The sequence below is a fragment of the Photorhabdus namnaonensis genome (genome assembly GCF_001684335.1).
GTDB lineage: Bacteria > Pseudomonadota > Gammaproteobacteria > Enterobacterales > Enterobacteriaceae > Photorhabdus > Photorhabdus namnaonensis.
Genome location: NZ_LOIC01000036.1, coordinates 69865 through 91383, shown reverse-complemented (window position 1 = coordinate 91383; position 21519 = coordinate 69865). Strand labels below are relative to the sequence as shown.

At 40.2% G+C, this 21519-nt stretch carries 19 protein-coding genes; 7 read left to right on the top strand and 12 right to left on the bottom strand.

Features of this window, described 5'->3' with window-relative positions; translation table 11 throughout:
- Positions 1-51: 51 nt before the first annotated feature.
- Positions 52-2742 carry a phosphotransferase RcsD gene (gene rcsD / locus Phpb_RS07615; RefSeq protein WP_065389832.1) on the top strand — a complete coding sequence of 897 codons (2691 nt, stop codon included), beginning with the start codon at positions 52-54 and terminating at the stop codon, positions 2740-2742.
- A 3-nt stretch (positions 2743-2745) separates the two neighbouring features.
- Complete coding sequence (gene rcsB / locus Phpb_RS07610; RefSeq protein ID WP_065389831.1) at positions 2746-3399, top strand: response regulator transcription factor RcsB; 654 nt, start codon at positions 2746-2748, stop codon at positions 3397-3399.
- Positions 3400-3504: 105 nt separating this feature from the next.
- Here the strand turns inward: rcsB and rcsC are convergent, their stop codons facing one another.
- Together rcsC and gyrA are read right to left on the bottom strand one after the other, a co-directional pair.
- Positions 3505-6321 carry a two-component system sensor histidine kinase RcsC gene (gene rcsC / locus Phpb_RS07605; RefSeq protein WP_075489417.1) on the bottom strand — a complete coding sequence of 939 codons (2817 nt, stop codon included), beginning with the start codon at positions 6319-6321 and terminating at the stop codon, positions 3505-3507.
- A gap of 171 nt (positions 6322-6492) precedes the next feature.
- Positions 6493-9120 carry a DNA topoisomerase (ATP-hydrolyzing) subunit A gene (gene gyrA / locus Phpb_RS07600; protein WP_065389829.1) on the bottom strand — a complete coding sequence of 876 codons (2628 nt, stop codon included), beginning with the start codon at positions 9118-9120 and terminating at the stop codon, positions 6493-6495.
- 190 nt (positions 9121-9310) lie between these two features.
- On the opposite strand from gyrA, the gene ubiG reads away from it, so the two are divergent.
- The 4 genes from ubiG (at position 9311) to yfaE (ending at position 14101) form a co-directional block, all read left to right on the top strand.
- Positions 9311-10033, top strand: coding sequence for a bifunctional 2-polyprenyl-6-hydroxyphenol methylase/3-demethylubiquinol 3-O-methyltransferase UbiG (gene ubiG / locus Phpb_RS07595; RefSeq protein WP_065389828.1), 723 nt, complete (start codon positions 9311-9313; stop codon positions 10031-10033).
- 367 nt (positions 10034-10400) lie between these two features.
- Complete coding sequence (gene nrdA / locus Phpb_RS07590; RefSeq protein WP_065389827.1) at positions 10401-12692, top strand: class 1a ribonucleoside-diphosphate reductase subunit alpha; 2292 nt, start codon at positions 10401-10403, stop codon at positions 12690-12692.
- Positions 12693-12704: 12 nt separating this feature from the next.
- Positions 12705-13835, top strand: a complete 1131-nt coding sequence (gene nrdB / locus Phpb_RS07585) for a class Ia ribonucleoside-diphosphate reductase subunit beta (protein WP_065389826.1) — start codon at positions 12705-12707, stop codon at positions 13833-13835.
- Complete coding sequence (gene yfaE / locus Phpb_RS07580; RefSeq protein WP_065389825.1) at positions 13835-14101, top strand: class I ribonucleotide reductase maintenance protein YfaE; 267 nt, start codon at positions 13835-13837, stop codon at positions 14099-14101. The genes nrdB and yfaE overlap by 1 nt, the downstream gene beginning before the upstream one ends.
- A 121-nt stretch (positions 14102-14222) precedes the next feature.
- Here yfaE and Phpb_RS07575 read toward each other — a convergent pair whose 3' ends face one another.
- Both Phpb_RS07575 and Phpb_RS07570 read right to left on the bottom strand, forming a co-directional pair.
- Complete coding sequence (locus Phpb_RS07575; RefSeq protein ID WP_065389824.1) at positions 14223-14603, bottom strand: type II toxin-antitoxin system YafO family toxin; 381 nt, start codon at positions 14601-14603, stop codon at positions 14223-14225.
- On the bottom strand, positions 14603-15223 hold the full coding sequence (locus Phpb_RS07570; RefSeq protein WP_065389823.1) for a hypothetical protein: 621 nt from the start codon (positions 15221-15223) through the stop codon (positions 14603-14605). Before Phpb_RS07570 ends, Phpb_RS07575 begins: the two co-directional genes overlap by 1 nt.
- A 443-nt stretch (positions 15224-15666) precedes the next feature.
- Here Phpb_RS07570 and Phpb_RS07565 point away from each other — a divergent pair, with 443 nt between their 5' ends.
- Positions 15667-15861 (top strand): hypothetical protein, encoded by a 195-nt coding sequence (locus Phpb_RS07565; protein ID WP_131817503.1) that lies wholly within the window; start codon positions 15667-15669, stop codon positions 15859-15861.
- A gap of 125 nt (positions 15862-15986) precedes the next feature.
- Here the strand turns inward: Phpb_RS07565 and Phpb_RS07560 are convergent, their stop codons facing one another.
- The 8 genes from Phpb_RS07560 to Phpb_RS26645 all read right to left on the bottom strand — a co-directional run.
- A complete protein-coding gene (locus Phpb_RS07560; RefSeq protein ID WP_065389821.1) occupies positions 15987-16517 on the bottom strand; it encodes a hypothetical protein in 531 nt (176 codons plus the stop codon).
- Positions 16518-16683: 166 nt separating this feature from the next.
- Positions 16684-16992 carry a zinc ABC transporter substrate-binding protein gene (locus tag Phpb_RS07555; RefSeq protein ID WP_109396576.1) on the bottom strand — a complete coding sequence of 103 codons (309 nt, stop codon included), beginning with the start codon at positions 16990-16992 and terminating at the stop codon, positions 16684-16686.
- A gap of 73 nt (positions 16993-17065) precedes the next feature.
- Positions 17066-17572, bottom strand: a complete 507-nt coding sequence (locus tag Phpb_RS07550) for a contact-dependent growth inhibition system immunity protein (RefSeq protein ID WP_065389820.1) — start codon at positions 17570-17572, stop codon at positions 17066-17068.
- Positions 17573-17735: 163 nt separating this feature from the next.
- Entirely contained in the window at positions 17736-18236 is a 501-nt protein-coding gene (locus Phpb_RS07545; protein WP_065389819.1) for a contact-dependent growth inhibition system immunity protein, read from the bottom strand.
- 164 nt (positions 18237-18400) lie between these two features.
- Positions 18401-18907, bottom strand: coding sequence for a contact-dependent growth inhibition system immunity protein (locus Phpb_RS07540; RefSeq protein ID WP_065389818.1), 507 nt, complete (start codon positions 18905-18907; stop codon positions 18401-18403).
- A gap of 157 nt (positions 18908-19064) precedes the next feature.
- The gene (locus tag Phpb_RS07535) at positions 19065-19421 is read right to left on the bottom strand and encodes a hypothetical protein (protein ID WP_065389817.1); all 357 of its coding nucleotides are present in this window, start codon (positions 19419-19421) and stop codon (positions 19065-19067) included.
- Positions 19418-20038: a hypothetical protein gene (locus tag Phpb_RS26650; protein WP_240492441.1), complete on the bottom strand. Its 621-nt coding sequence runs from the start codon at positions 20036-20038 to the stop codon at positions 19418-19420. Before Phpb_RS26650 ends, Phpb_RS07535 begins: the two co-directional genes overlap by 4 nt.
- Positions 20039-20074: 36 nt before the next feature.
- A partial coding sequence (locus Phpb_RS26645) for a DUF637 domain-containing protein (RefSeq protein WP_240492440.1) occupies positions 20075-21519 on the bottom strand: 1445 nt, incomplete at its 5' end.

The following is a 21519-nucleotide window of genomic DNA, read 5'->3' as shown; positions in this document are numbered from 1 at the left end:
TTAACAAGCTCGCTAAACAGCCAAGCAATTATTAAGGCTTCTACTCAACGAATGTATAACAAACAATTTTCTATTAATTCATCAACCATAAACCGTTACTACGGTCTGTTCATTATTCTGCTTTTTGTTTCCCTGTTTTTATACAGTTATAACTACTTCAATGCCTGGCTAATGGGGAAAAAGTATGCGCTAAATAGTGTCGCAACCAAAATAGTATTACAGATAGAAGATTATCGTTACCACGCTAATTCTATCTTTAAACAAGCCAATAGCTCATCTTTTAAACCGCAAGAACTTGTCACACCGATGAAGCTACGGCCTGATGTTTACTGGCTTGAAAATCGTTATCAAACTATCGACACGATTATTTTTGGTCACCACAGCGCTGAAAGCGTAGAGTTGGCACAACGTCTTTCCAATTATATGGAAATTTTGTGGGGCACTCGCAATGAATACAACTCCATGTACTATCTGAATGGTAAAGATAACAGTCTGTTTCTGATAACAACTCACTCTATTCTTAAACCAGAATTGAGATTTAAAGAGAGTTATCTAACACTTACCGCTGAATCAAAACGTTCAGAAATGCTAATGCAATCCACCGCGCTAGATGAACGGGAAAATATTTCATCCATCCGTAAGTTAAATGGCGAAAATATCTATTTTTATACTTACCGGGCAACATTCAATTCACCGGGTCAATTGGCAACAGTTATCGCTTTCGATTTACCTATTTGCCATCTTCTTCCTATTGATATGGCCCCAGCAAATTTCAGTTTATTATCGGATGACGAACAACCCCCTAATGAAATCAATAAAGTTAATATCTCACAAAACGGTTTCTGGCTTGAATTTTCTCAATCACTCAAAGGTACGCAATACAAACTGTTGTATCGGATATCACTCAAAGATTTACTCATCGATTTGTTATACAGAAACATCTGGTTGTTACTAGCTGATTCAGTATTTATTATCCTCTCTTTAGGTGGGCTTATCTACATTCGTAGAAAATATATCGCGCCAAACGCTCTGATGAATCACGAATTACAAGTCAAGGATGCGTTAAGTCACGATATTATCTCTAATATCCCGATTGGCCTATTGATTTACGACTTCTCGATAAATCAAATAATTATGTGCAATAACATTGCCGATCATCTGCTGCCGAATGTTGATTTAAATAAAATTAAGATGATGGCAAAGCAACATCATGGCGTCATCCAAACATCAATTGATGATTCAGTCTATGAAATTAAAATGTACAACCTTCGCCTGTTGCCGGAAACTTATCTGTTTTTACTGCAAGATAAAGATCAGGAAGCATTAATTAGCCGACGTCTACAACTTGCTCATCTGGAACACGATAAAAGTGTACAAGCTCGGCGTTTTATGCTGACCAACATTCGTTCTGAGTTAAAACAACCAATAAAGGAATTAGATCACATCGCTTACCAACTGAAACAAATTTTCACAGAAGAAAATAGTGTTCGTATCGTTGATAATTTATTAACTAAATCTGAATATATATCTGACTGGATCGAGAATATTTCATTACTCAATGAATTAGAATCAGGTGAATGGCAAGCAAAAAATGAATCGTTTTCATTATCAGTCATTTTAGAAAACATTATTAAGAAAGTGTTTCCTAAGATGAATAATAAAGGATTGAATTATTATTACCATTGTAATATTAATCCTGAATCACTATTTATTGGCGATAGTACCGCCATCAGTAAGATTGTCCTGATGTTAGTCAATTATGCAATCACGCTCACATCTTATGGCAAAATATCTCTCATCGTTAATTATTCCCAAGAATACAAAGAGCAAATTCAAATCGAAATTATCGATACAGGGATTGGGCTTAATTCAACAGATTTAACAAATTTGAATTATCCATTTTTAAGTAAAGCGACAGGTGATAAATATCAATCCAATTCAGGACTGACCTTTTATCTCTGTAACCAATTATGTAGAAAATTAAATGGTCATTTTACTATAAACAGCAAACCCAACCTGGGTACGCACTATGCTGTCAATCTGCCTTTAATCATCGGCCAAGATCAATGCCCGCCGCTACTGGAAGACATTACTGCCTTGCTGGATATCAGCAATACGGAGATCCGTAAGATTGTGCAAAATCATCTGCATCATTATGGCGCGGTTTACTTCGATAAAAAGCAAGAAAATATGAATCGAGAGTACGATATCATGTTGACCGATAAACCCTACGATTCGGCAAAATCGACTATATTACTGGTTGATAATCTGGCCGGTTTTGAGCAGATAAAACCTGACTATATTAGGTGTAACTACAATCTGGGTGAAGCGGTTATCAATGCCATTTCGTTATTAATTGAGAGAAGTTTCAGTTTTAACGAGTTTAATGCAAATTCGGAAATGCCAGCATTTAACGATGAAAGCAGTGATTACGATTTTGGCAATGTCATAAATAGTTATCAAAAACAGCTCATTGATAGCGATTACCGACAATTATTTGTCGAGACAGTACCGATAGATATTAATAAGCTGTATACTGACATAGAACAATATGATCTGATATCGCTTTCGCAAACAGCACATCGCCTGAAAGGCGTCTTTGCTATGTTAGACCTAGAACTCCTCAAACTTTCTTGCGAAACACTGGAACAACACATAACAGATAGTAACGAAATAGAGATTAAGAATAGCATTAGCCGTATTGAATCCTTAACCAATAGGCTATTGCAGCAGGGTAACTAATAGATGAATAACCTTAACGTCATTATTGCTGATGATCATCCAATTGTCCTGTTTGGCATCCGCAAATCACTTGAGCGGCTTGAATGGATCAACGTCGTCGCTGAGTCGGAAGACTCAACCACATTGATCAACAATCTGTCCTGTATTAAAGCAAACGTATTGATCACTGATCTGTCTATGCCTGGCGACATATACGGCGATGGAATCAATTTGATTAAATACATCAAACGCCATTATCCCAGACTATCAATCATTGTTTTAACCATGAACAATAATCCAGCAATCTTAAGTGCTGTACTCGAACTTGATATTGAAGGCATTGTCTTAAAACAAGGAGCGCCAACAGATTTACCTGATGTATTGACGGCCCTGCAACAAGGGGAAAAATTTATGCCAGACAGCGTTTCTGAACTGTTGAAAAAAGTGACGAAAGCCCCCTATGGAGATAAACCGTTATCACAAAAAGAGAGTGAAGTTATACGTCTATTTGCCCAAGGCTTTTTGGTAACAGATATTGCCAAAAAACTGAAACGCAGTGTCAAGACTATCAGCAGTCAGAAAAAATCAGCTATGGTAAAACTGGGGGTAAATAACGACATTGCATTACTCAATTACCTTGCTTCCGTCACTATCGATACCAACGATAATGTTCAGTAGATACCGTTCGTTATTTTAATTTTAATATGAAAGTCGTCCCGATGCCCGGCAACCACTTGTTTATGCCGGGCATTGTTTTAACGCATCGTTTTAAAAATCATCGTTTCAAATCATCGCCGTCAATACCTGCCTGAGCGTCATCAGAGAAACAGGTTTAGACAAACAATCATTCATTCCCGCATCAATACAGCGCTGTTTTTCTTCTGCCAGCGCATTTGCCGTAATACCAATAATCGGCAGCTTACACCCATCATTTCGTAAGTACATTGTTAACGCATAACCATCCATATTGGGCATATTGACATCCGTCAGAATGATATCAATCCCCCCTTTCTTCAAATATTCCAACGCATCTAATCCATCATTTGCCATCTCTGTTTGGAAACCAATGGATTTCAATTGATCGACCAATAAACGGCGGTTGATAGGGTGATCATCCACCACCAGAACCATAATAGTATTAAACCGAGTATTTGCCTGAAAAACAGGTGGGACAGTATTCAATACCACACTATGATTCGGTGAAATCAGCCGCTCAATCATTGCCGGCAAATCATGTAAATGGTAAGTGTTGTGTAACCAATAGCTTTCTCTGATTTGTTCCGGTGAGCCGATATAGTCGGTCGATAATTCAATATAACCATATACCGAAGAAATCACAGCATCAGGAAAATCAGTGATAATAATTTCACTACCATCGGTGCTTTGCCCGCTATATAAAATAGTGTGTAAGCCATGATGAACCAAAAAACGTTGTAAAAATTCTTCCAGATAAAGATTACGTATAGCTAAGATAATCTTTCGCTGATGCTCATTGATTAACTGGGTTTTTGGCCTATATTTCGCACCATATAAAGGTAAGCGAATAGAAAACATACTCCCTATCTGTGGTTGTGAAATAACTTCAATATCACCATCCATCAGATTGATAAGTTTTTCACAAATCGCCAGACCAAGCCCTGTTCCTTGAGATGAGTTTTCCGTATTGGGCATGATCTGGAAAAATGGATCAAATAACTGAACCAGCGCCTTATCAGAAATACCGACGCCCGTATCCTTTATTCTGACGTATAAATAATCTCTATCAACCGTCAGATGGATAACCACACATCCGGTATCAGTGAATTTAATCGCATTATTTAACAGATTAGATATAACTTGTTGTAATCGAATTGGATCATTGCAGATATAATCCGGTACATCCGGTTCAATATAGCAATACAAGGTCAACGTTTTTTTCACCACTAACGGCAGGTAGTTAGAAATAACATGAGAGATCACTTCCTGACAGGAAAATTCTCCAGACTCAATTTTAAGCTGTTTAGATTCAATTTTTGAGAAGTCGAGAATATCACTGATAATTTTTAGCAATAATGCTGAAGAATTATTCATCGTCGATAACAAACGAATAGATTCAGCCGGCAACGAATGCGCCTGTAATAACTCCAGGTTGCCAATAATACCGTAAAGCGGCGTTCTTAACTCGTGACTAACGGTAGCTAAAAACATAGATTTAGAATAGTTAGCCTGCTCCGATGCCAGAGCCATCTCCTGTAATGATTTTTCCATCCGTACACGGACGCTAATATCAACCAAAACACAAATCGCCACCTCTTCATTCCTGTAGCGGGAATGAACAAAACTGATTTGTAGATGATGATGATTACTGGTTACGACATCAACATAACTGCTGGTTCTGTCACAAATAATATGAATAATACGTTCCCGATCTTCATGTGTTAACATTCTTAAATAATTATGAGCTAACTCATTACTTAGAATATTACTGCCATCACTGACCCGCAATATACTGATCCCAACCGGCGCTGAAGCGACAATTTTATGATTAAATTGTTCATGTTCCTCTAACCGAATGGCATTCTCCTCAGCCGGAGCAAACATTTTCCGCTCAAACAGATACACCAGAACAATGATAACAAAGGCAGATAACACATTAAGCACAATACTGCTAATAATCTGTAGCTTAAAACCTTCAAAAATAGTTTTCAGCGGCAGCGCGTAAATGATACTGAATGAAGATGGCATTAACCGGCGCTTTAACAGTAAATCAGTGAAATTATCATCATAGCCAAAATAAGGCGCTTCCAACTGATAATCGGCATAATGAAGTTTATAGTCATCATTTGCTGGATAGTGCAACACAGGTTGATTACTGCGATTCAATAACGTTATTGAAATTGGGCGGTCTTGTCTTTGAATAAAAGAGTCCAATCTGATGAATTGTTCAATGCCTATCATTGCAACCATCTGACCATTGACATATACCGGCGCCAATACATAGAGGTGACCGCTATCAGATCTTGCGCCAGGGATAACCCAATAAACATTTCGTTCTTTACCTTGATCTTTCAGGCTGATAAGTCTGCGTGAATTTTCATAAACTATTTTTTTCAGCGTATCAGGCTCAGTCGAGGTATTACGGATAGAAAAATTCACCATACACATACTTTGCGTACCCACCAGAAAAACCTGATTCAACCCCTGAGGCGCCGCAAGATTATCCTTCCAATAGAAGATAAGGTTATTTAACGAATTTAAATAACTATGAGTATTGTCGCGAAAAGTACGACAGTCAGCGTTCTGGTTCAGAGGATGATAAGAAAATGCCGGGCTATTATGGGGAAAATCAAAAATAGCATTTTTCCCATTAGAATTCAGTAAATGCTTCTCTGTCATATATTGGATATCCCGCAGAACACTTGCTGTATGACGCACATAAGAGAGCGTGGAATCATAATTAGCATTGTATTCTTGCCGAATATCCGACTTGACTTCATTAAAGATATTAACCAGGTAAAAAGCTGTTAATAAAGCGCCTAACGCCCACAACATTAAGCCAAGCACCCGGAAAAGATAACGGGATATTTTTAGCGATGTACGAAAAGAAGAAAGATATCTCAAAAAGGTTACCTAATAAAAACCGGCATCATTCAACGTCATTCATGACAAGATATACCAGAGTTTAAAGATTACAAAGACCCATCGATCGCATATTTCAATATTAATAAAAATCCCTTTAAAAAAACAGGCACCGAAGTACCTGTTTCTTAATTAAATAAAAAATATCTTCACTTAAACCGGATCGACTGACTCGCTGCTGTTAGGATCGGGTAAATCGGTGTTATCGCTTTTCAATTCTTCCCCTTCCGCCGTCAGCCCATCGTCATCATCTTCAGGCTCAGCAACCCGCTGTAAGCCGACGACTTTCTCATCTTCAGCGGTACGAATAAGTGTTACACCTTGAGTATTGCGGCCAACAACGCTGACTTCCGATACCCTTGTACGCACTAACGTGCCGGCATCAGTAATCATCATTATTTGATCGGTTGGCGCAACCTGAATCGCCCCGATCACATTACCATTACGTTCGCTGACTTTAATCGAGATAACCCCCTGCGTCGCACGAGATTTAATTGGATACTCGTTTTCAGCGGTGCGTTTACCATAACCGTTTTCAGTGACAGTCAGAATTTCTCCTTCCCCACGCGGGATAATCAGAGAAACTACTTTATCTTCACCATTCAGTTTGATACCGCGTACACCGGTCGCTGTACGCCCCATTGAACGAACCGCTTCCTCTTCAAAACGAACAACCTTCCCTTCCGCAGAGAACAGCATAACTTCGTTACTACCGTCAGTCAGGTCAACGCCGATCAGCTCATCGCCTTCATTGAGATTGACAGCGAGAATACCGGCACTGCGCGGACGGCTGAAATCTTGCAATGCGGTTTTCTTCACGGTCCCACTGGCGGTAGCCATAAAGACATACAACCCTTCTTCATATTCACGCACCGGCAGAATCGCCGTAATTCTCTCATTTTGCTCTAACGGCAACAGGTTGACAATCGGACGACCACGCGCACCACGGCTAGCCTCCGGTAATTGATAAACCTTCATCCAGTACAGGCGGCCACGGCTGGAGAAGCAGAGGATCGTATCGTGAGTATTGGCAACCAACAACTTGTCAATAAAATCTTCTTCTTTAATACGCGCTGCGGATTTACCTTTACCACCACGGCGCTGCGCTTCATAGTCAGATAACGGCTGATATTTGACATATCCTTGATGTGACAGCGTGACAACAACATCTTCCTGATTAATCAAATCTTCAATATTGATATCAGCCGTATTTTCCGTGATTTCAGTACGACGGGCATCGCTGTATTGCGCCTTAATCGCCAACAACTCTTCACGGATCACTTCCATCAAGCGCTCAGGATTTTCCAGAATGAATAGCAACTCGCCGATTAATGTCAGCAATTCACGATATTCATCCAGCAGTTTTTCATGCTCCAAGCCGGTCAGTTTCTGTAAACGCAGATCCAGAATGGCTTGAGCTTGTTGTTCGGTCAGATAATATTTACCGTCATGTACACCATATTGTGGTTCCAGCCACTCAGGACGGGCGGCATCATCACCGGCTCGTTCCAACATAGTCGCAACACTGCCTAATTCCCACGGTTTAGCGACCAATGCGGCTTTTGCCTCGGCGGGTGTCGGAGCAAGACGGATAAGTTCGATGATAGGATCGATATTCGCCAATGCGACAGCTAACGCCTCAAGAATATGGGCACGGTCACGGGCTTTACGTAATTCAAAGATAGTACGGCGAGTGACCACTTCACGGCGGTGGCATACGAAAGCCGAAATAATATCTTTCAGATTCAGTAATTTCGGTTGCCCCTGATGCAGGGCTACCATGTTGATACCAAAAGAGACTTGAAGCTGAGTCAGGGAGTAGAGATTATTTAGAACCACTTCCCCCACCGCATCCCGCTTCACTTCAATTACGATCCGCATGCCGTCTTTATCGGATTCGTCACGCAGCGCACTGATCCCTTCGATGCGTTTTTCTTTCACCAATTCGGCAATTTTTTCAATCAGGCGGGCTTTGTTGACTTGATAAGGAATTTCGTGCACTAAAATCGTTTCACGGCCATTCTTCTCATCAACTTCAATTTCCGCACGGGCACGGATATAAATTTTACCGCGGCCAGTCCGATAAGCCTCCTGAATACCGCGACGACCATTAATAATCGCGGCAGTAGGGAAATCCGGGCCAGGAATATACTGCATCAGCCCTTCAATGCTGATGTTTTCATCTTCAATATAAGCCAGACAACCATCAATAACTTCGGATAAGTTATGAGGAGGAATGTTAGTCGCCATACCCACTGCGATACCAGAAGAGCCGTTGATCAGCAGGTTTGGTACTCTGGTCGGCATCACTTCCGGGATCTGCTCTGTACCATCATAGTTTGGCACAAAATCGACAGTCTCTTTCTCCAGATCCGCTAGCAACTCATGGGCGACTTTCGCCATACGTACTTCGGTGTAACGCATAGCGGCGGCTGAGTCTCCATCGACTGAACCAAAGTTACCCTGACCATCAACCAACATATAACGCAGGGAAAACGGCTGAGCCATACGAACAATCGTGTCGTAGACCGCGCTATCCCCATGTGGGTGGTATTTACCGATAACGTCTCCGACAACACGGGCAGACTTCTTGTAGGGTTTATTCCAATCATTTCCGAGTACATTCATAGCGTAAAGTACGCGGCGGTGTACCGGCTTTAGTCCGTCTCGAACATCTGGTAGCGCGCGCCCGACAATTACAGACATCGCATAATCCAGATATGAGCTCTTTAGCTCTTCTTCGATATTGACCGGGGTGATTTCTCTGGCAATGTCGCTCATGGAGCCCACTATCCCTCATACATTCCGAATTCAAAGGTTTAGAACTATACCACAAACCAACAGTTTTATAAAAATCAGATACGGGTATTTAAAAATTAAGCCGTGTATACTATCTCAGAACTGAGTAAACCCTGCTCAGAACTGAGTGAATCCGCCTGTTTTAAGAAAGTTTAAGGAGCGACAACCGCTGATGAACATCAAAACCCCTTCCACCCCAAACAATGTTGATCAACAGGAAATAGAGAAATTTGAAGCGATTGCTTCTCGCTGGTGGGATTTGGAAGGTGAATTTAAGCCGCTGCACCGAATTAATCCGCTACGCTTGAATTATATCTTGCAGCGTTCTAGCGGCGTTTTCGGTAAAAAAATCTTGGATGTGGGCTGTGGCGGCGGTATTTTGTCAGAAAGTATGGCTCGTGAAGGTGCGGAAGTGACCGGGCTGGATATGGGTACGGAGCCACTTGAAGTTGCCCGACTGCATGCCCTTGAAACAGGTATCCACGTGACTTATGTACAGGAAACTGTGGAAAGCCACGCCGAAAAATATCCACAAGCTTATGATATCGTCACCTGTATGGAAATGCTGGAACATGTCCCAGATCCACAATCGGTCGTCCGTGCTTGTGCTCAGTTAGTGAAACCCGGCGGACACGCCTTTTTTTCTACCGTTAACCGCAACAAAAAAGCCTGGCTTATAGGGATAATCGGCGCGGAATATATTCTGAAAATGGTGCCAAAAGGAACCCATGACGTGAAGAAATTTATCCGGCCATCAGAGTTGATAGGCTGGATTGACAGCACACCTCTACAAGAACAGCATATTATCGGCCTGCATTACAACCTACTGACGGATAAATTTAGCCTTGGTCACAATGTAGACGTCAATTATATGTTACACACCCGGTATGTCTGACATATTCATCTGACAGATTAATAAATCGGCAAATGAATCATATTTTCAGGAATTTTTTTACCCATTTTTGCCGGTGTTTCTGTCAGAGCAACCGCTAGTAATGATGCAGGCTTCCGGCTTTTTAATAAATTTAGTCCTCAAGTTATCCACAAGAATCCGTATTTTTGTGCACTTGATAAAAGCCGCTTTTAACATTATCTTGTTGTCATTATTTAGTGTACCCCCTACATATTGTGTTCCTTAACATTCCATTACCACTACTCTCTCGTGGGTTTCTTCGCCACTGAGAGGGTTATGTTTTGGTCTAAGTCAAAGACACAAAGCAGGTGGGAACGAATCTGAAAGTAAATGTAAGGTATGCCTGTCCATGAACCATAGTCTGCTAGTAACAAAGCGTGATGGCCACAAAGAACGAATTGACCTTGAGAAAATCCACCGGGTTGTTAACTGGGCAGCCGATGGACTGAAAAATGTCTCGGTATCACAAGTAGAACTGCGGTCCCAAATCCAATTTTACGATGGTATCAAAACCTCGGATATTCATGAGACGATGATCAAAGCCGCCGCTGATCTTATCTCCGGTGACGCGCCTGACTATCAGTATCTGGCCGCCCGCTTGGCAATTTTCAACCTGCGTAAAAAAGCCTACGGTCAGTTCGAGCCGCCAGCACTCTATGATCATGTATCCCGTATGGTGGAAATGGGCAAATATGGCAAGCATTTGCTTGCAGACTACTCGAAAGAAGAATTCGAGCAAATGGACGCGTTTATTGACCATTGGCGGGATATGAACTTCTCCTATGCGGCGGTCAAACAGCTTGAAGGTAAATACCTGGTTCAGAATCGCGTTACCGGTGAAATTTATGAAAGCGCCCAATTCCTCTATATTCTGGTGGCGGCTTGCCTGTTCTCCGGTTATCCGAAAGAGACGCGTCTGGATTATATTCGCCGTTTTTACGACGCGGCTTCCACGTTTAAAATTTCTCTGCCAACCCCAATCATGGCAGGTGTACGCACCCCTACCCGTCAATTCAGCTCCTGCGTGTTGATTGAATGTGACGATAGCCTGGATTCCATTAATGCGACCTCTAGCGCCATTGTGAAATATGTTTCTCAACGCGCCGGTATTGGTATCAACGCAGGCCGTATTCGCGCCTTAGGAAGCCCAATCCGTAATGGTGAAGCCTTCCATACTGGCTGTATTCCTTTTTATAAGCATTTTCAGACCGCGGTAAAATCCTGCTCTCAAGGGGGCGTTCGCGGCGGCGCCGCTACACTATTCTATCCATTGTGGCATCTGGAAGTTGAAAGCCTGCTGGTACTGAAAAACAACCGTGGCGTTGAAGGGAACCGTGTTCGTCACATGGACTACGGCGTACAACTTAACAAACTGATGTACGAACGCCTGATCAAAGGTGAAGAGATTACCCTGTTCAGCCCATCCGACGTTCCAGGGCTATATGATGCATTCTTTGCCGATCAGGATGAATTTGAGCGCTTGTACACCAAATATGAGCAAGACAGCAATATCCGTCAGCAACGTCTGAAAGCGGTTGAGCTCTTTTCCCTGATGATGCAGGAACGTGCTTCTACCGGCCGTATCTATATTCAGAACGTAGACCACTGCAACACTCACAGCCCATTTGATCCTTTGGTCGCCCCAGTGCGCCAATCAAATCTGTGTCTGGAAATTGCACTGCCAACCAAGCCATTGAATGATATCAATGATAAAAATGGTGAAATCGCGCTGTGTACCTTGTCCGCGTTCAACCTGGGGGCCATTGAAAATCTTGATGAGCTGGAAGAACTGGCCATTCTGGCGGTTCGTGCCCTTGATGCCCTGCTCGATTATCAGGACTACCCTATCCTTGCCGCCAAACAAGGGGCAATGGGTCGCCGTACATTAGGTATTGGTGTTATCAACTACGCTTACTATCTGGCGAAACACGGCGTACGTTATTCCGATGGCAGCGCTAACAACCTGACTCACAAAACATTTGAAGCGATCCAGTATTACCTGTTGAAAGCCTCTAATGAACTGGCGAAAGAGCAAGGCGCTTGCCCGTGGTTTAAAGAGACCACCTATTCTAAAGGTATCCTACCTATCGATACCTATAAAAAAGCGCTGGATGCATTGACCAATGAACCGCTGCACTATGACTGGGAAACATTGCGCAATGAGATCAAACAACATGGTTTGCGCAACTCAACCTTATCTTCTTTGATGCCGTCAGAGACCTCTTCACAGATCTCTAACGCCACCAACGGCATTGAACCGCCTCGTGGCTACATCAGCATTAAAGCATCAAAAGATGGCATTTTACGCCAAGTTGTCCCGGAATATGAGCGTTTGAAAGGAGCTTATGAACTCTTATGGCAAATGCCCGGCAATGATGGCTACTTGCAGTTGGTTGGTATCATGCAGAAATTTATCGATCAGTCGATCTCTGCCAACACTAACTACGATCCGACACATTTCCCAAGTGGAAAAGTGCCGATGAATCAGCTGCTGAAAGATTTGCTGCTCGCTTACAAATATGGTGTGAAAACGCTGTATTACCACAATACCCGTGATGGTGCGGAAGACGTTCAGGATGACCTGGAAGAAGTCGTGGAATCTGCTGATTCCGATTGTGAAGGCGGCGCGTGTAAGATTTAATTTGAGGAAGTTATGGCCTATACCACTTTTTCACAAGTAAAAAACGACCAGTTACAAGAACCGATGTTTTTTGGTCAGCCGGTAAACGTAGCCCGTTATGACCAGCAAAAGTATCCGATTTTCGAGAAATTGATCGAAAAACAGCTCTCTTTCTTCTGGCGCCCGGAAGAAGTTGACGTGTCTCGCGACCGCATTGACTACAATGCGCTGCCTGACCATGAAAAGCATATTTTTATCAGTAACTTAAAATACCAAACGCTGCTGGACTCTATTCAGGGCCGCAGCCCGAACGTGGCTTTTCTGCCCTTGATCTCCATCCCTGAGCTGGAAACCTGGGTTGAAACTTGGTCTTTTTCTGAAACGATTCATTCACGTTCTTACACTCACATCATTCGGAATATCGTTAATGATCCGGCGGTTGTGTTTGATGATATTGTCACCAATGAAGAGATTCTGAAACGCGCGAAAGATATTTCCGCTTATTACGATGATCTGATTGAGATGACTAATCACTACCAGTTATTTGGTGAAGGAACACATCAGATTGCCGGAAAAATCATCACGGTTAGTCTGCGTGAACTGAAAAAACAACTGTATCTGTGCCTGATGAGCGTTAACGCGCTGGAAGCGATCCGCTTCTACGTCAGCTTTGCCTGTTCATTTGCCTTTGCCGAACGCGAATTAATGGAAGGTAACGCGAAAATCATCAAACTGATCGCCCGTGACGAAGCGCTACATCTGACCGGCACACAACATATGTTGAACCTGCTGCGCTCTGGTCAGGACGATCCGGAAATGGCGGAAATCGCCAAAGAGTGTGAACAACAGTGTTATGACCTGTTTGTTCAGGCGGCGGAACAAGAAAAAGAGTGGGCGGATTACCTGTTCAGCGAAGGTTCCATGATTGGTTTGAACAAAGATATTCTGTGTCAATATGTTGAGTACATTACTAACATTCGTATGCAGGCTGTCGGGCTGAAACTACCCTTTGAAACGCGCTCTAACCCGATCCCGTGGATTAACGCCTGGCTGGTGTCTGACAACGTTCAAGTAGCGCCGCAGGAAGTTGAAGTTAGCTCATATCTGGTTGGTCAGATTGATGCTGAGGTTAACCCTGACGACTTGAGTGATTTTGAGCTCTGATGACAAGCTATAAAGTAACCCTGCATGGTATGCAGGGTTATCATATTGACAGCTCTCCCGAACTGCATAACAGTCTGCTAGAAGCACTGGAACAAGGTAAAATTCAAGCCGAATACCAATGCCGTGAAGGTTATTGCGGCTCTTGCCGTGTCAGATTGATAAAAGGCAAAGTCGGCTATCGACGCAAACCGCTGGCTTTTGTTAATGAAGGCGAGATTTTACCTTGCTGCTGTCATCCACTCAGTGATATTGAGATTGAGCTTTAGTATTTATCTTAAAAACTAACGCTTAATAATGAATACGAATATCCACACCCTGATAGCATGGACAAAGAATCTCCGAATTTATAAGGGCTTTTAATTTATTAACAGCAGGTTATATAGTAATTTAGATGGAATGGAACTCCTCAGCCCTACGCTCTAGCTCTGTAAGAAATGACGTCTTTGCTAATTCGTGAGCCTTTGGGCTCATAATACTTATCACCTGAAAACTCTTACTATCCATCCAATGCTGCACATACACTAAATAATTATCCGAATATCGATCAATCTGTGGCTTATATTTTTCCCACGGTATTTCATCTGGCATCCTAATATGCAATTTATAGATATTTGAATCTAAGGTTCTGCTATTATGTTCCCATTGACCATCCCGGCCAAATACAGAAGGTAATAACGCCGTCCTTTTCCAATGCTCTAACAACTTTGCATAAACTATTGCAACCTCATGAAATTCAACATCTTTATGAACAGTAACACTGACTCCCATTATAAAAATTCCGGCTCTGACAGACCAAGGTTTTTATGTTCTGCTAATATCATCAATTTAACTTCTCTAGAAGTAGGTAAATTATCAGGATGATGTGTCTTTGTCGGAGGCAGGCTTTGTTCAATAGCCGAAAGAATATCACACGCAGTATATTCAGAGTTCGCTATTGCTCGACCGAACTTCACAATATTCACCCGAAATATTTCTCGCTGAGACGGATCTGGAAAATTCTTACTCAGATTATCAGATGACAGAACGATACGTATTGCCTCTTTTATCCTCATGCAATATTCAATGTTGTCATTGGCTAATTTTCTTATGCGTACTGAATTTGAAAACAATTCACCACTCCCCTTAGCAACACGATGAGCGATAGCTTCAGATAACGACTTTCGCGTGTACTCATTCAAACTTTGCAAGTAAGCAGTTGCCTCTGACAAAGGCAGAAAAACCTGTTCATCTTTCAGGTTAAATGTCAATGTAGATATCAAACCTGCCGATTTTTGTATTTCAACGACCGTCATCGGTAGAACGGTACTTTTAGCCGGAACAGGAGCCAGAGACGCCAATAACGCCGCTGTCATCGCTGGGAGAGCCATTGTTTTCACTTGTCTCTTCATATCCTCACCACCTTCAATGTTGATATGTATTGATTATAAATGTTGTGGATTTGATGATCAATTCACCAAATTTCTGGTGACAAAAAAATATTCTGACCGAAAAGCCCACTAAATCACATTTCATCAAGCTAGCATTGACACTATATCAATCTACCTCGGATGTTAATATATGAACTAAAAGCCTCTATTAACTTCTTTTTAATCAATTTTAACATTTACCCATTTGGCTATAATTTCATTTCCAATATTATCCGTAGGTTGAATAATTCACAGATGATATTCAGGATGAAAATTAATAATAAATGAATCTGCTATTATTACCTAAATCTCTATCAGGAAAATGTCTGATAAATAAAGTTTCTATATCTATTAAACTTATCTAAATTAACATTTCTCAAGAAATTTATTGAAATTAAGTCAGGTATTTAATTATGGGAGAATATATGAAAGCTGTGTCTAAACACCCTAAAACCACTCATTTTTCACCTGAGAAAAAACCAATCGTCGTATTTGGCGAATCTTCAAAGAAACTCAGACCAATTGGTGTATTGGCAGGAAAAATATCAGTACCGACAGAAGAAGAGTTTTCAAAATATGACCTCAAAATTCAGGCTATGTCTGGAGGAAAAGACAAGTAAATAATCTTTCTCTTAGATACACATATTTTTCTTTGATATTTTATCTAATCCGAAAAATTATCAGACGAAATACTTGCTATTTTTAAACATCCTGAAAATGAAATTTATTTCAGTACAGAGATTACTCATGAAATAGCATTAAAGAAATTATTAACATCTTCTTTCGATAATTCTTTTATTAGGACAATAATAATATTTTCAGAATTGTCCAATCCAAACCATAAAGAATTATTACATTTAATCCAACTTGATAACATATATTTATCTTTTATGATCAACATAATAGATTTGCGATAAACCTTTACTTTAATAACACAATTAAATTCATCAATAAAACGATGACTGAAATTATTACCCTCACTCAATTTCCATTGATTCATATCAACTATAGGAAAACCAAATTTACTTTTATTCGATGCAATAAAGCCATTACCCACATATTGAACAAAATCAGGGTTTATTGCAACCAACGTAATTGCGGCTATTCTGCCATCGCTAGGTAAAATAGCAAACTCTAATAAACTCTTATTATCATCACCAACTCGCCAATACACAGGAGTTTCATTTATATTATCAACTAATTGAATATTAATAGGTGTGTCACCATCAATATTGATGGTTACTTTCTGAATATTTTCTAATTTTACTATTTTCATCATCATTTACCTAATTAATATTTTAATACCGTAAAAAACAAATCTTTTTCTTATCCTGGAACATAAATCTCCACTTTATCTATTTAAAGTAGAGAACCACAGTTATTTTATACCTATCAGTGTCGAATATAAATATAATTTATATCAATCATAATGGTAACTCCACTCATGGCCCCGACCAGATTAATTTCTCTTTTAAATTATCAGGGATCATAGCAAATAAATCCTTAATACAAGATAAATGCTGATTATAATTTGGTGAAATAATTTCATTGCAATTCTCATAATAATATTTGGCCTGATGATTTAAGAAATAAATATCATGCTCTTGAAAATTTTCATCAAGAATAGAATGGTACAAGTTATGAATTAATTCTGCTTCAAAATAACATGAAACATCCTCTCCTTTCACTTTTTTACTATGAGTTTGTATGTTTCTTATATAAGGTAATGCTAGCATCTTTATATATGTCATTTTTGTTCATTTTATACCTTATTAATATCAAAGATATTGATCAATTAGTGTAAAAACAACCACTTATTTATCGTCAAACATAACTCCTACAACGCGAAAAAGCCAGCCGTAATGCCGTACCAACTTCCTCAGGGGAACTGTCTGCCGGAATGACGACATTATCAGATTCTACAATGCCTTTCCCTGTCCAAAGCTCAAGTTTCTCATGACCATAGGGCATAATAGTTATGACACCATCTAACAAACGAATATCACAACTGTTCATCTTCTTAAATAACTGACGTCTTGAGCGATAGCGATGAAACCCCATCATCTCTGTAACCCACTGATCATATCGTTCTTTTCTTTTTTCATTATCTAAAAAATCACCAAGACTCTCATAGGGAATAAATCGACTTTTAGAAAGAGCATTAAAAACCACAGTACCTAATTCTTCATCAGAAGTATCAGGAGATAACATATGGTTACCCCCTAAAAGGTCTAAATTCAGTGAACGATAACCCGAATAACTTGTTATTGAATAAAAATCACCATTAAAGACACATCTGGCATTCCGCCATCGTTTAAAAGTCTCACTCATTATTTCACCACTGTAATTTTAACGGTCAGGCTCATTTAATAACTATTTGAATCTTTTCGAGATAATTAGCGGACACATAATAGCTATTACGTGTCCACCTTAATTAACTCTCTAAATCAAAGATCATGAATAATCAATGCAAAAACAAACTATTACTTTGTAGTTAAACATAACTTCTGCAACGAGAAAAAGCCAGCCGTAATGCTGCGCCGATTTCCGCAGGAGAACTGTCTGCCGGAATAATGACATAATCTGACTCGACAATACCCAGCCCTGTCCAAAGCTCAAGTTTTTCATGACCAGAAGGTTTAATAGTTATTAAACCATCTAACAAACGAATATTACAACTGTTCATCTTCTTAAATAGTTGACGTTTTGAACGGTAATTGTAAACTTTCATTAAATGCTCAATCCACTCTTTATATCGTTCAGCTGCCCTTTCGTTGTCGAAAAAATCATCATCAGGATCGACCAACCGACTTTTAGAAAGTGAATCTAAAACGGCACTACCCAATTGGCTATCAGTTACATCGGGAGATAGAACATGTTCGTGACTTTGAGGATCAGCTTTAAGCAGGCGATACCCAGAATAAGTTTTGACAGAGTAAAAATCACCATTAAATTTGGCACTCGCATTCAGTCCTTGATCAAAATCTATATTCATTATTTCACCACTGTAATTTTAGCGATAAGACTCATTTAATAACTATTTGAATCTTTTCGAGATAATTAGCGGACACATAATAGTGATTACATGTCCACCTCGAATTAACTCTCTAAATCAAAGATCATGAATAATCAATGTAAAAACAAACAGTTACTTTATAGTTAAACATAACTTCTGCAACGTGAAAAAGCCTGTCGTAACGCTGCACCCACTTCCTCAGGGGAACTGTCTGCTGGAATAATGACATAATCTGACTCGACAATACCCAGCCCTGTCCAAAGCTCAAGTTTTTCATGACCAGAAGGTTTAATAGTTATTAAACCATCTAACAAACGAATATTACAACTGTTCATCTTCTTGAATAACTGACGTTTTGAGCGATAACGATGGAATTCCATCATCTCTGTAACCCACTGATCATATCGTTCTTTTCTTTTTTCATTATCCAAAAAGTCCCCAAGACTCTCATAAGGAATAAATCGACTTTTAGAAAGAGCATTAATAACCACAGCACCTAATTCTGCATCAGAAGTATCAGGAGATAACATATGGTTACCTCCTAAAGGGTCTAAATACAAAGCACGATAACCAGAATAAGTTGTTACTGAGTAAAAATCACCATTGAATATGCATCTGGCACTTTTCCATCGTTCAAAAATCGCGCTCATTATTTCACCACTGTAATTTTAACGTTTACATTCTTATCCGCACCATAAGCAATTGTACAGTTAGTTCGAGGTTCTTAATTTTTAAGCTCCAATAGTATATGCATATAAATATAAGTAACCACCAATATTGGCAGTTACTTTTACTCGATTTATTAATTTACTCACTCTTAATCTCATTACTTATGATATCAAGTGCTACAGCTAATTGTAGTTTATTTTTCTTATACCTAAGCGTTTTTTCATATTGTGCCAAAGATATCTCTCCTAAAATTAATTTCTCTGAATTAATTCTGGATATTTCTACTGTCACAATTAGCTCTTTATCCAATAGAACAGTATACAAATCTTCACCTTGTTCTGGTACCCATTCCAATACAAATGCACTTTTAGTCTCTGGTCTCACTTCATACAAAAGTGAAAGTAACTCAGGGTTATCACCAGCAAACAACGATTTTCTTGATTGAAGCAACTGTTGACGATACTCTTTTTCTATTAACGAATCTATCAATTTCATTTTATTCTCCCCGGAGTCGTTGTAATTAGGTTACCATGTTTATCAGTTAAGATAGTTATAATATTAGTAGATTTGTTATTACTAAACTTGTCAATTCCTATCATTTTTTCTGTAATCACTACGCGTTCATAACGAATACCATCATTACTTTGAATAGTTCGTGTGATAGGAGATTGAACAACCTTCTTATCAGATAAGATCCTTTTCAATTCATCTTGACTAATACTAAATTGGCTTGCATTATCTTTTCCAGAAAAATGTCGATGAATCACATGTTCCCAACCTGCTTTTTTATTACCGCCCATAAGATTTATCCTTGATTGAACGATGCCATATGTTTCTTTTGCTGATGACTTGATATAATCATTAGCTTTATTAATAATTTTTCTACTTTCAGCAGGATCTTTGGCTTTCACTGCTTTTTTTATCGCTGCCGTCAAATTCGTTGCTAATTTTCCACTAGGAATAACACTGAAAGTAGCAAGAAGATAATCTTCCAATTTCTCTGCATCATAAAATCCTTTCGTTGCGCCAATGACAGGGATGTAATCCATAACTGCTAACGCAGCTTGTTGACGAGCTTCCACACGAATTAAAGCCTCTTTATCACCTTCCATTGCAGCCAACATATCTTTTTGGTTTTCTAACGCTAACTAAGTAAACTGATGATCCATATAGTTATAACGAAAAACTATCTCAGATGCATTTGCGCCACTGTAAGCACCATCCGGCGTTCCTGTTACTATTGCTCCCGCTACTGAACCAAAAACTTTTGCCAGCTGAGCATTAGATTCATTATCAGACATAGCCTTTATTAGCTTATTTAACTGACGTTCTGATTCATCACGAAATTTAGGCTCAAACAAGCTATTATCCATAATAGAACCAGCCAGTTCCGCAGCTAAAGCTCCCGCCATTGCGCCTTTAACATTTCCTCTGCCAATTTCAGCGCTGACCCCTGCTACAACTGCGTGGCTTAACATTTTACCCGGTATGCCCAATACCTCGCCGTTGTCACCAATCAATCTGGCGCCTTCCGCATTAATCTGGCTGCCAATATTAGCCAACAGAGCCGTAGTCAAATTATCTTTAAAGCTGCCGCCGTTAATGGCAGTATTCAGGCTGGAACTAATAATGGATTGACCAGCGACCCGTTGGACGACTTTGTTCCAATCACCATTGCTGATTTGAGGTAATTTCGCTTTTGTGGGATCTAATTTAGTGCCATCAGCCGCTTTATCCCATCCCATGTAGGAATCAAATCCGGCCAATGCGCCACCAATCGCCATTGAGGTAATTGTTGATTTAACCGCATCACTGCTACCTAATACTTTTAGCGCTTTGGATATGTCCCCCTGATTATCCACAATAGCGACCGCCGCCTGTGCCGCCAGTGATGACATTCCCGCGGTTAACGCCCCACCCGCAACGCTATTACCCGCATAAGACGCGACAGATGCCGCCATAGAGCTGCCCGCGGTTGCCGCCGCTGCCGCAATCGCAATCACCGCGGAAACCACCGGATTCAAATGCTGGCTCTTGTGATCCCAACTGTCATAAGCGTCTTTGACCAAATTCCACTGGATATCTTTATTTTCTCGAAGCCCTTTCAACCAAGCTGTTTCTGGCGTATTTCCCAATACGGCCAATACATTTTGCAATGACTGACCATTTTTAGCTTTAATATCAGCACTAACACCCTTGGCAGCTTCCACTGTAAGTTTTCCACCAGTGAAAATCTGCGGTAATACCCATTGGGTTTCGGTATAACCTTTATCCCTTTGCTTAATATAAAAGCCTTTGGAATAGGTAATAGTCTGTTCAAAAGAGGTATTTTTTACCGCCTTAAAATTAACTTTACCGTGAGTACTGGTCAGTTTGGCGTTTTTATTAGTCGCAATTTTACTGGCTTCGTAAGTGCTGTCATCCCGGCTTAACAGGTTAATATCACCACCCGCAGTAAATTCAGTGACTTTATTAGTAACATCATGGCGGGTACGTTTAATGGTTTTCTTTTTGCCATACCACTTACGTTTGGTTTCTGTTTTCTCATAGTGGCTGGACTCTTCCATTGCCTGAGCGTACAGATAACCGCCTT

What these genes read in the sequence shown, in the direction of transcription:
- rcsD (WP_065389832.1), top strand. Translation starts at nt 52, where the DNA reads ATGTATAACAAACAATTTTCTATTAATTCATCAACCATAAACCGTTAC.
- rcsB (WP_065389831.1), top strand. Translation starts at nt 2,746, where the DNA reads ATGAATAACCTTAACGTCATTATTGCTGATGATCATCCAATTGTCCTG.
- gyrA (WP_065389829.1), bottom strand. Translation starts at nt 9,120, where the DNA reads ATGAGCGACATTGCCAGAGAAATCACCCCGGTCAATATCGAAGAAGAG.
- ubiG (WP_065389828.1), top strand. Translation starts at nt 9,311, where the DNA reads ATGAACATCAAAACCCCTTCCACCCCAAACAATGTTGATCAACAGGAA.
- nrdA (WP_065389827.1), top strand. Translation starts at nt 10,401, where the DNA reads ATGAACCATAGTCTGCTAGTAACAAAGCGTGATGGCCACAAAGAACGA.
- nrdB (WP_065389826.1), top strand. Translation starts at nt 12,705, where the DNA reads ATGGCCTATACCACTTTTTCACAAGTAAAAAACGACCAGTTACAAGAA.
- yfaE (WP_065389825.1), top strand. Translation starts at nt 13,835, where the DNA reads ATGACAAGCTATAAAGTAACCCTGCATGGTATGCAGGGTTATCATATT.
- Phpb_RS07575 (WP_065389824.1), bottom strand. Translation starts at nt 14,603, where the DNA reads ATGGGAGTCAGTGTTACTGTTCATAAAGATGTTGAATTTCATGAGGTT.
- Phpb_RS07570 (WP_065389823.1), bottom strand. Translation starts at nt 15,223, where the DNA reads ATGAAGAGACAAGTGAAAACAATGGCTCTCCCAGCGATGACAGCGGCG.
- Phpb_RS07565 (WP_131817503.1), top strand. Translation starts at nt 15,667, where the DNA reads ATGAAAGCTGTGTCTAAACACCCTAAAACCACTCATTTTTCACCTGAG.
- Phpb_RS07560 (WP_065389821.1), bottom strand. Translation starts at nt 16,517, where the DNA reads ATGAAAATAGTAAAATTAGAAAATATTCAGAAAGTAACCATCAATATT.
- Phpb_RS07555 (WP_109396576.1), bottom strand. Translation starts at nt 16,992, where the DNA reads ATGACATATATAAAGATGCTAGCATTACCTTATATAAGAAACATACAA.
- Phpb_RS07550 (WP_065389820.1), bottom strand. Translation starts at nt 17,572, where the DNA reads ATGAGTGAGACTTTTAAACGATGGCGGAATGCCAGATGTGTCTTTAAT.
- Phpb_RS07545 (WP_065389819.1), bottom strand. Translation starts at nt 18,236, where the DNA reads ATGAATATAGATTTTGATCAAGGACTGAATGCGAGTGCCAAATTTAAT.
- Phpb_RS07540 (WP_065389818.1), bottom strand. Translation starts at nt 18,907, where the DNA reads ATGAGCGCGATTTTTGAACGATGGAAAAGTGCCAGATGCATATTCAAT.
- Phpb_RS07535 (WP_065389817.1), bottom strand. Translation starts at nt 19,421, where the DNA reads ATGAAATTGATAGATTCGTTAATAGAAAAAGAGTATCGTCAACAGTTG.
- Phpb_RS26650 (WP_240492441.1), bottom strand. Translation starts at nt 20,038, where the DNA reads ATGGAAGGTGATAAAGAGGCTTTAATTCGTGTGGAAGCTCGTCAACAA.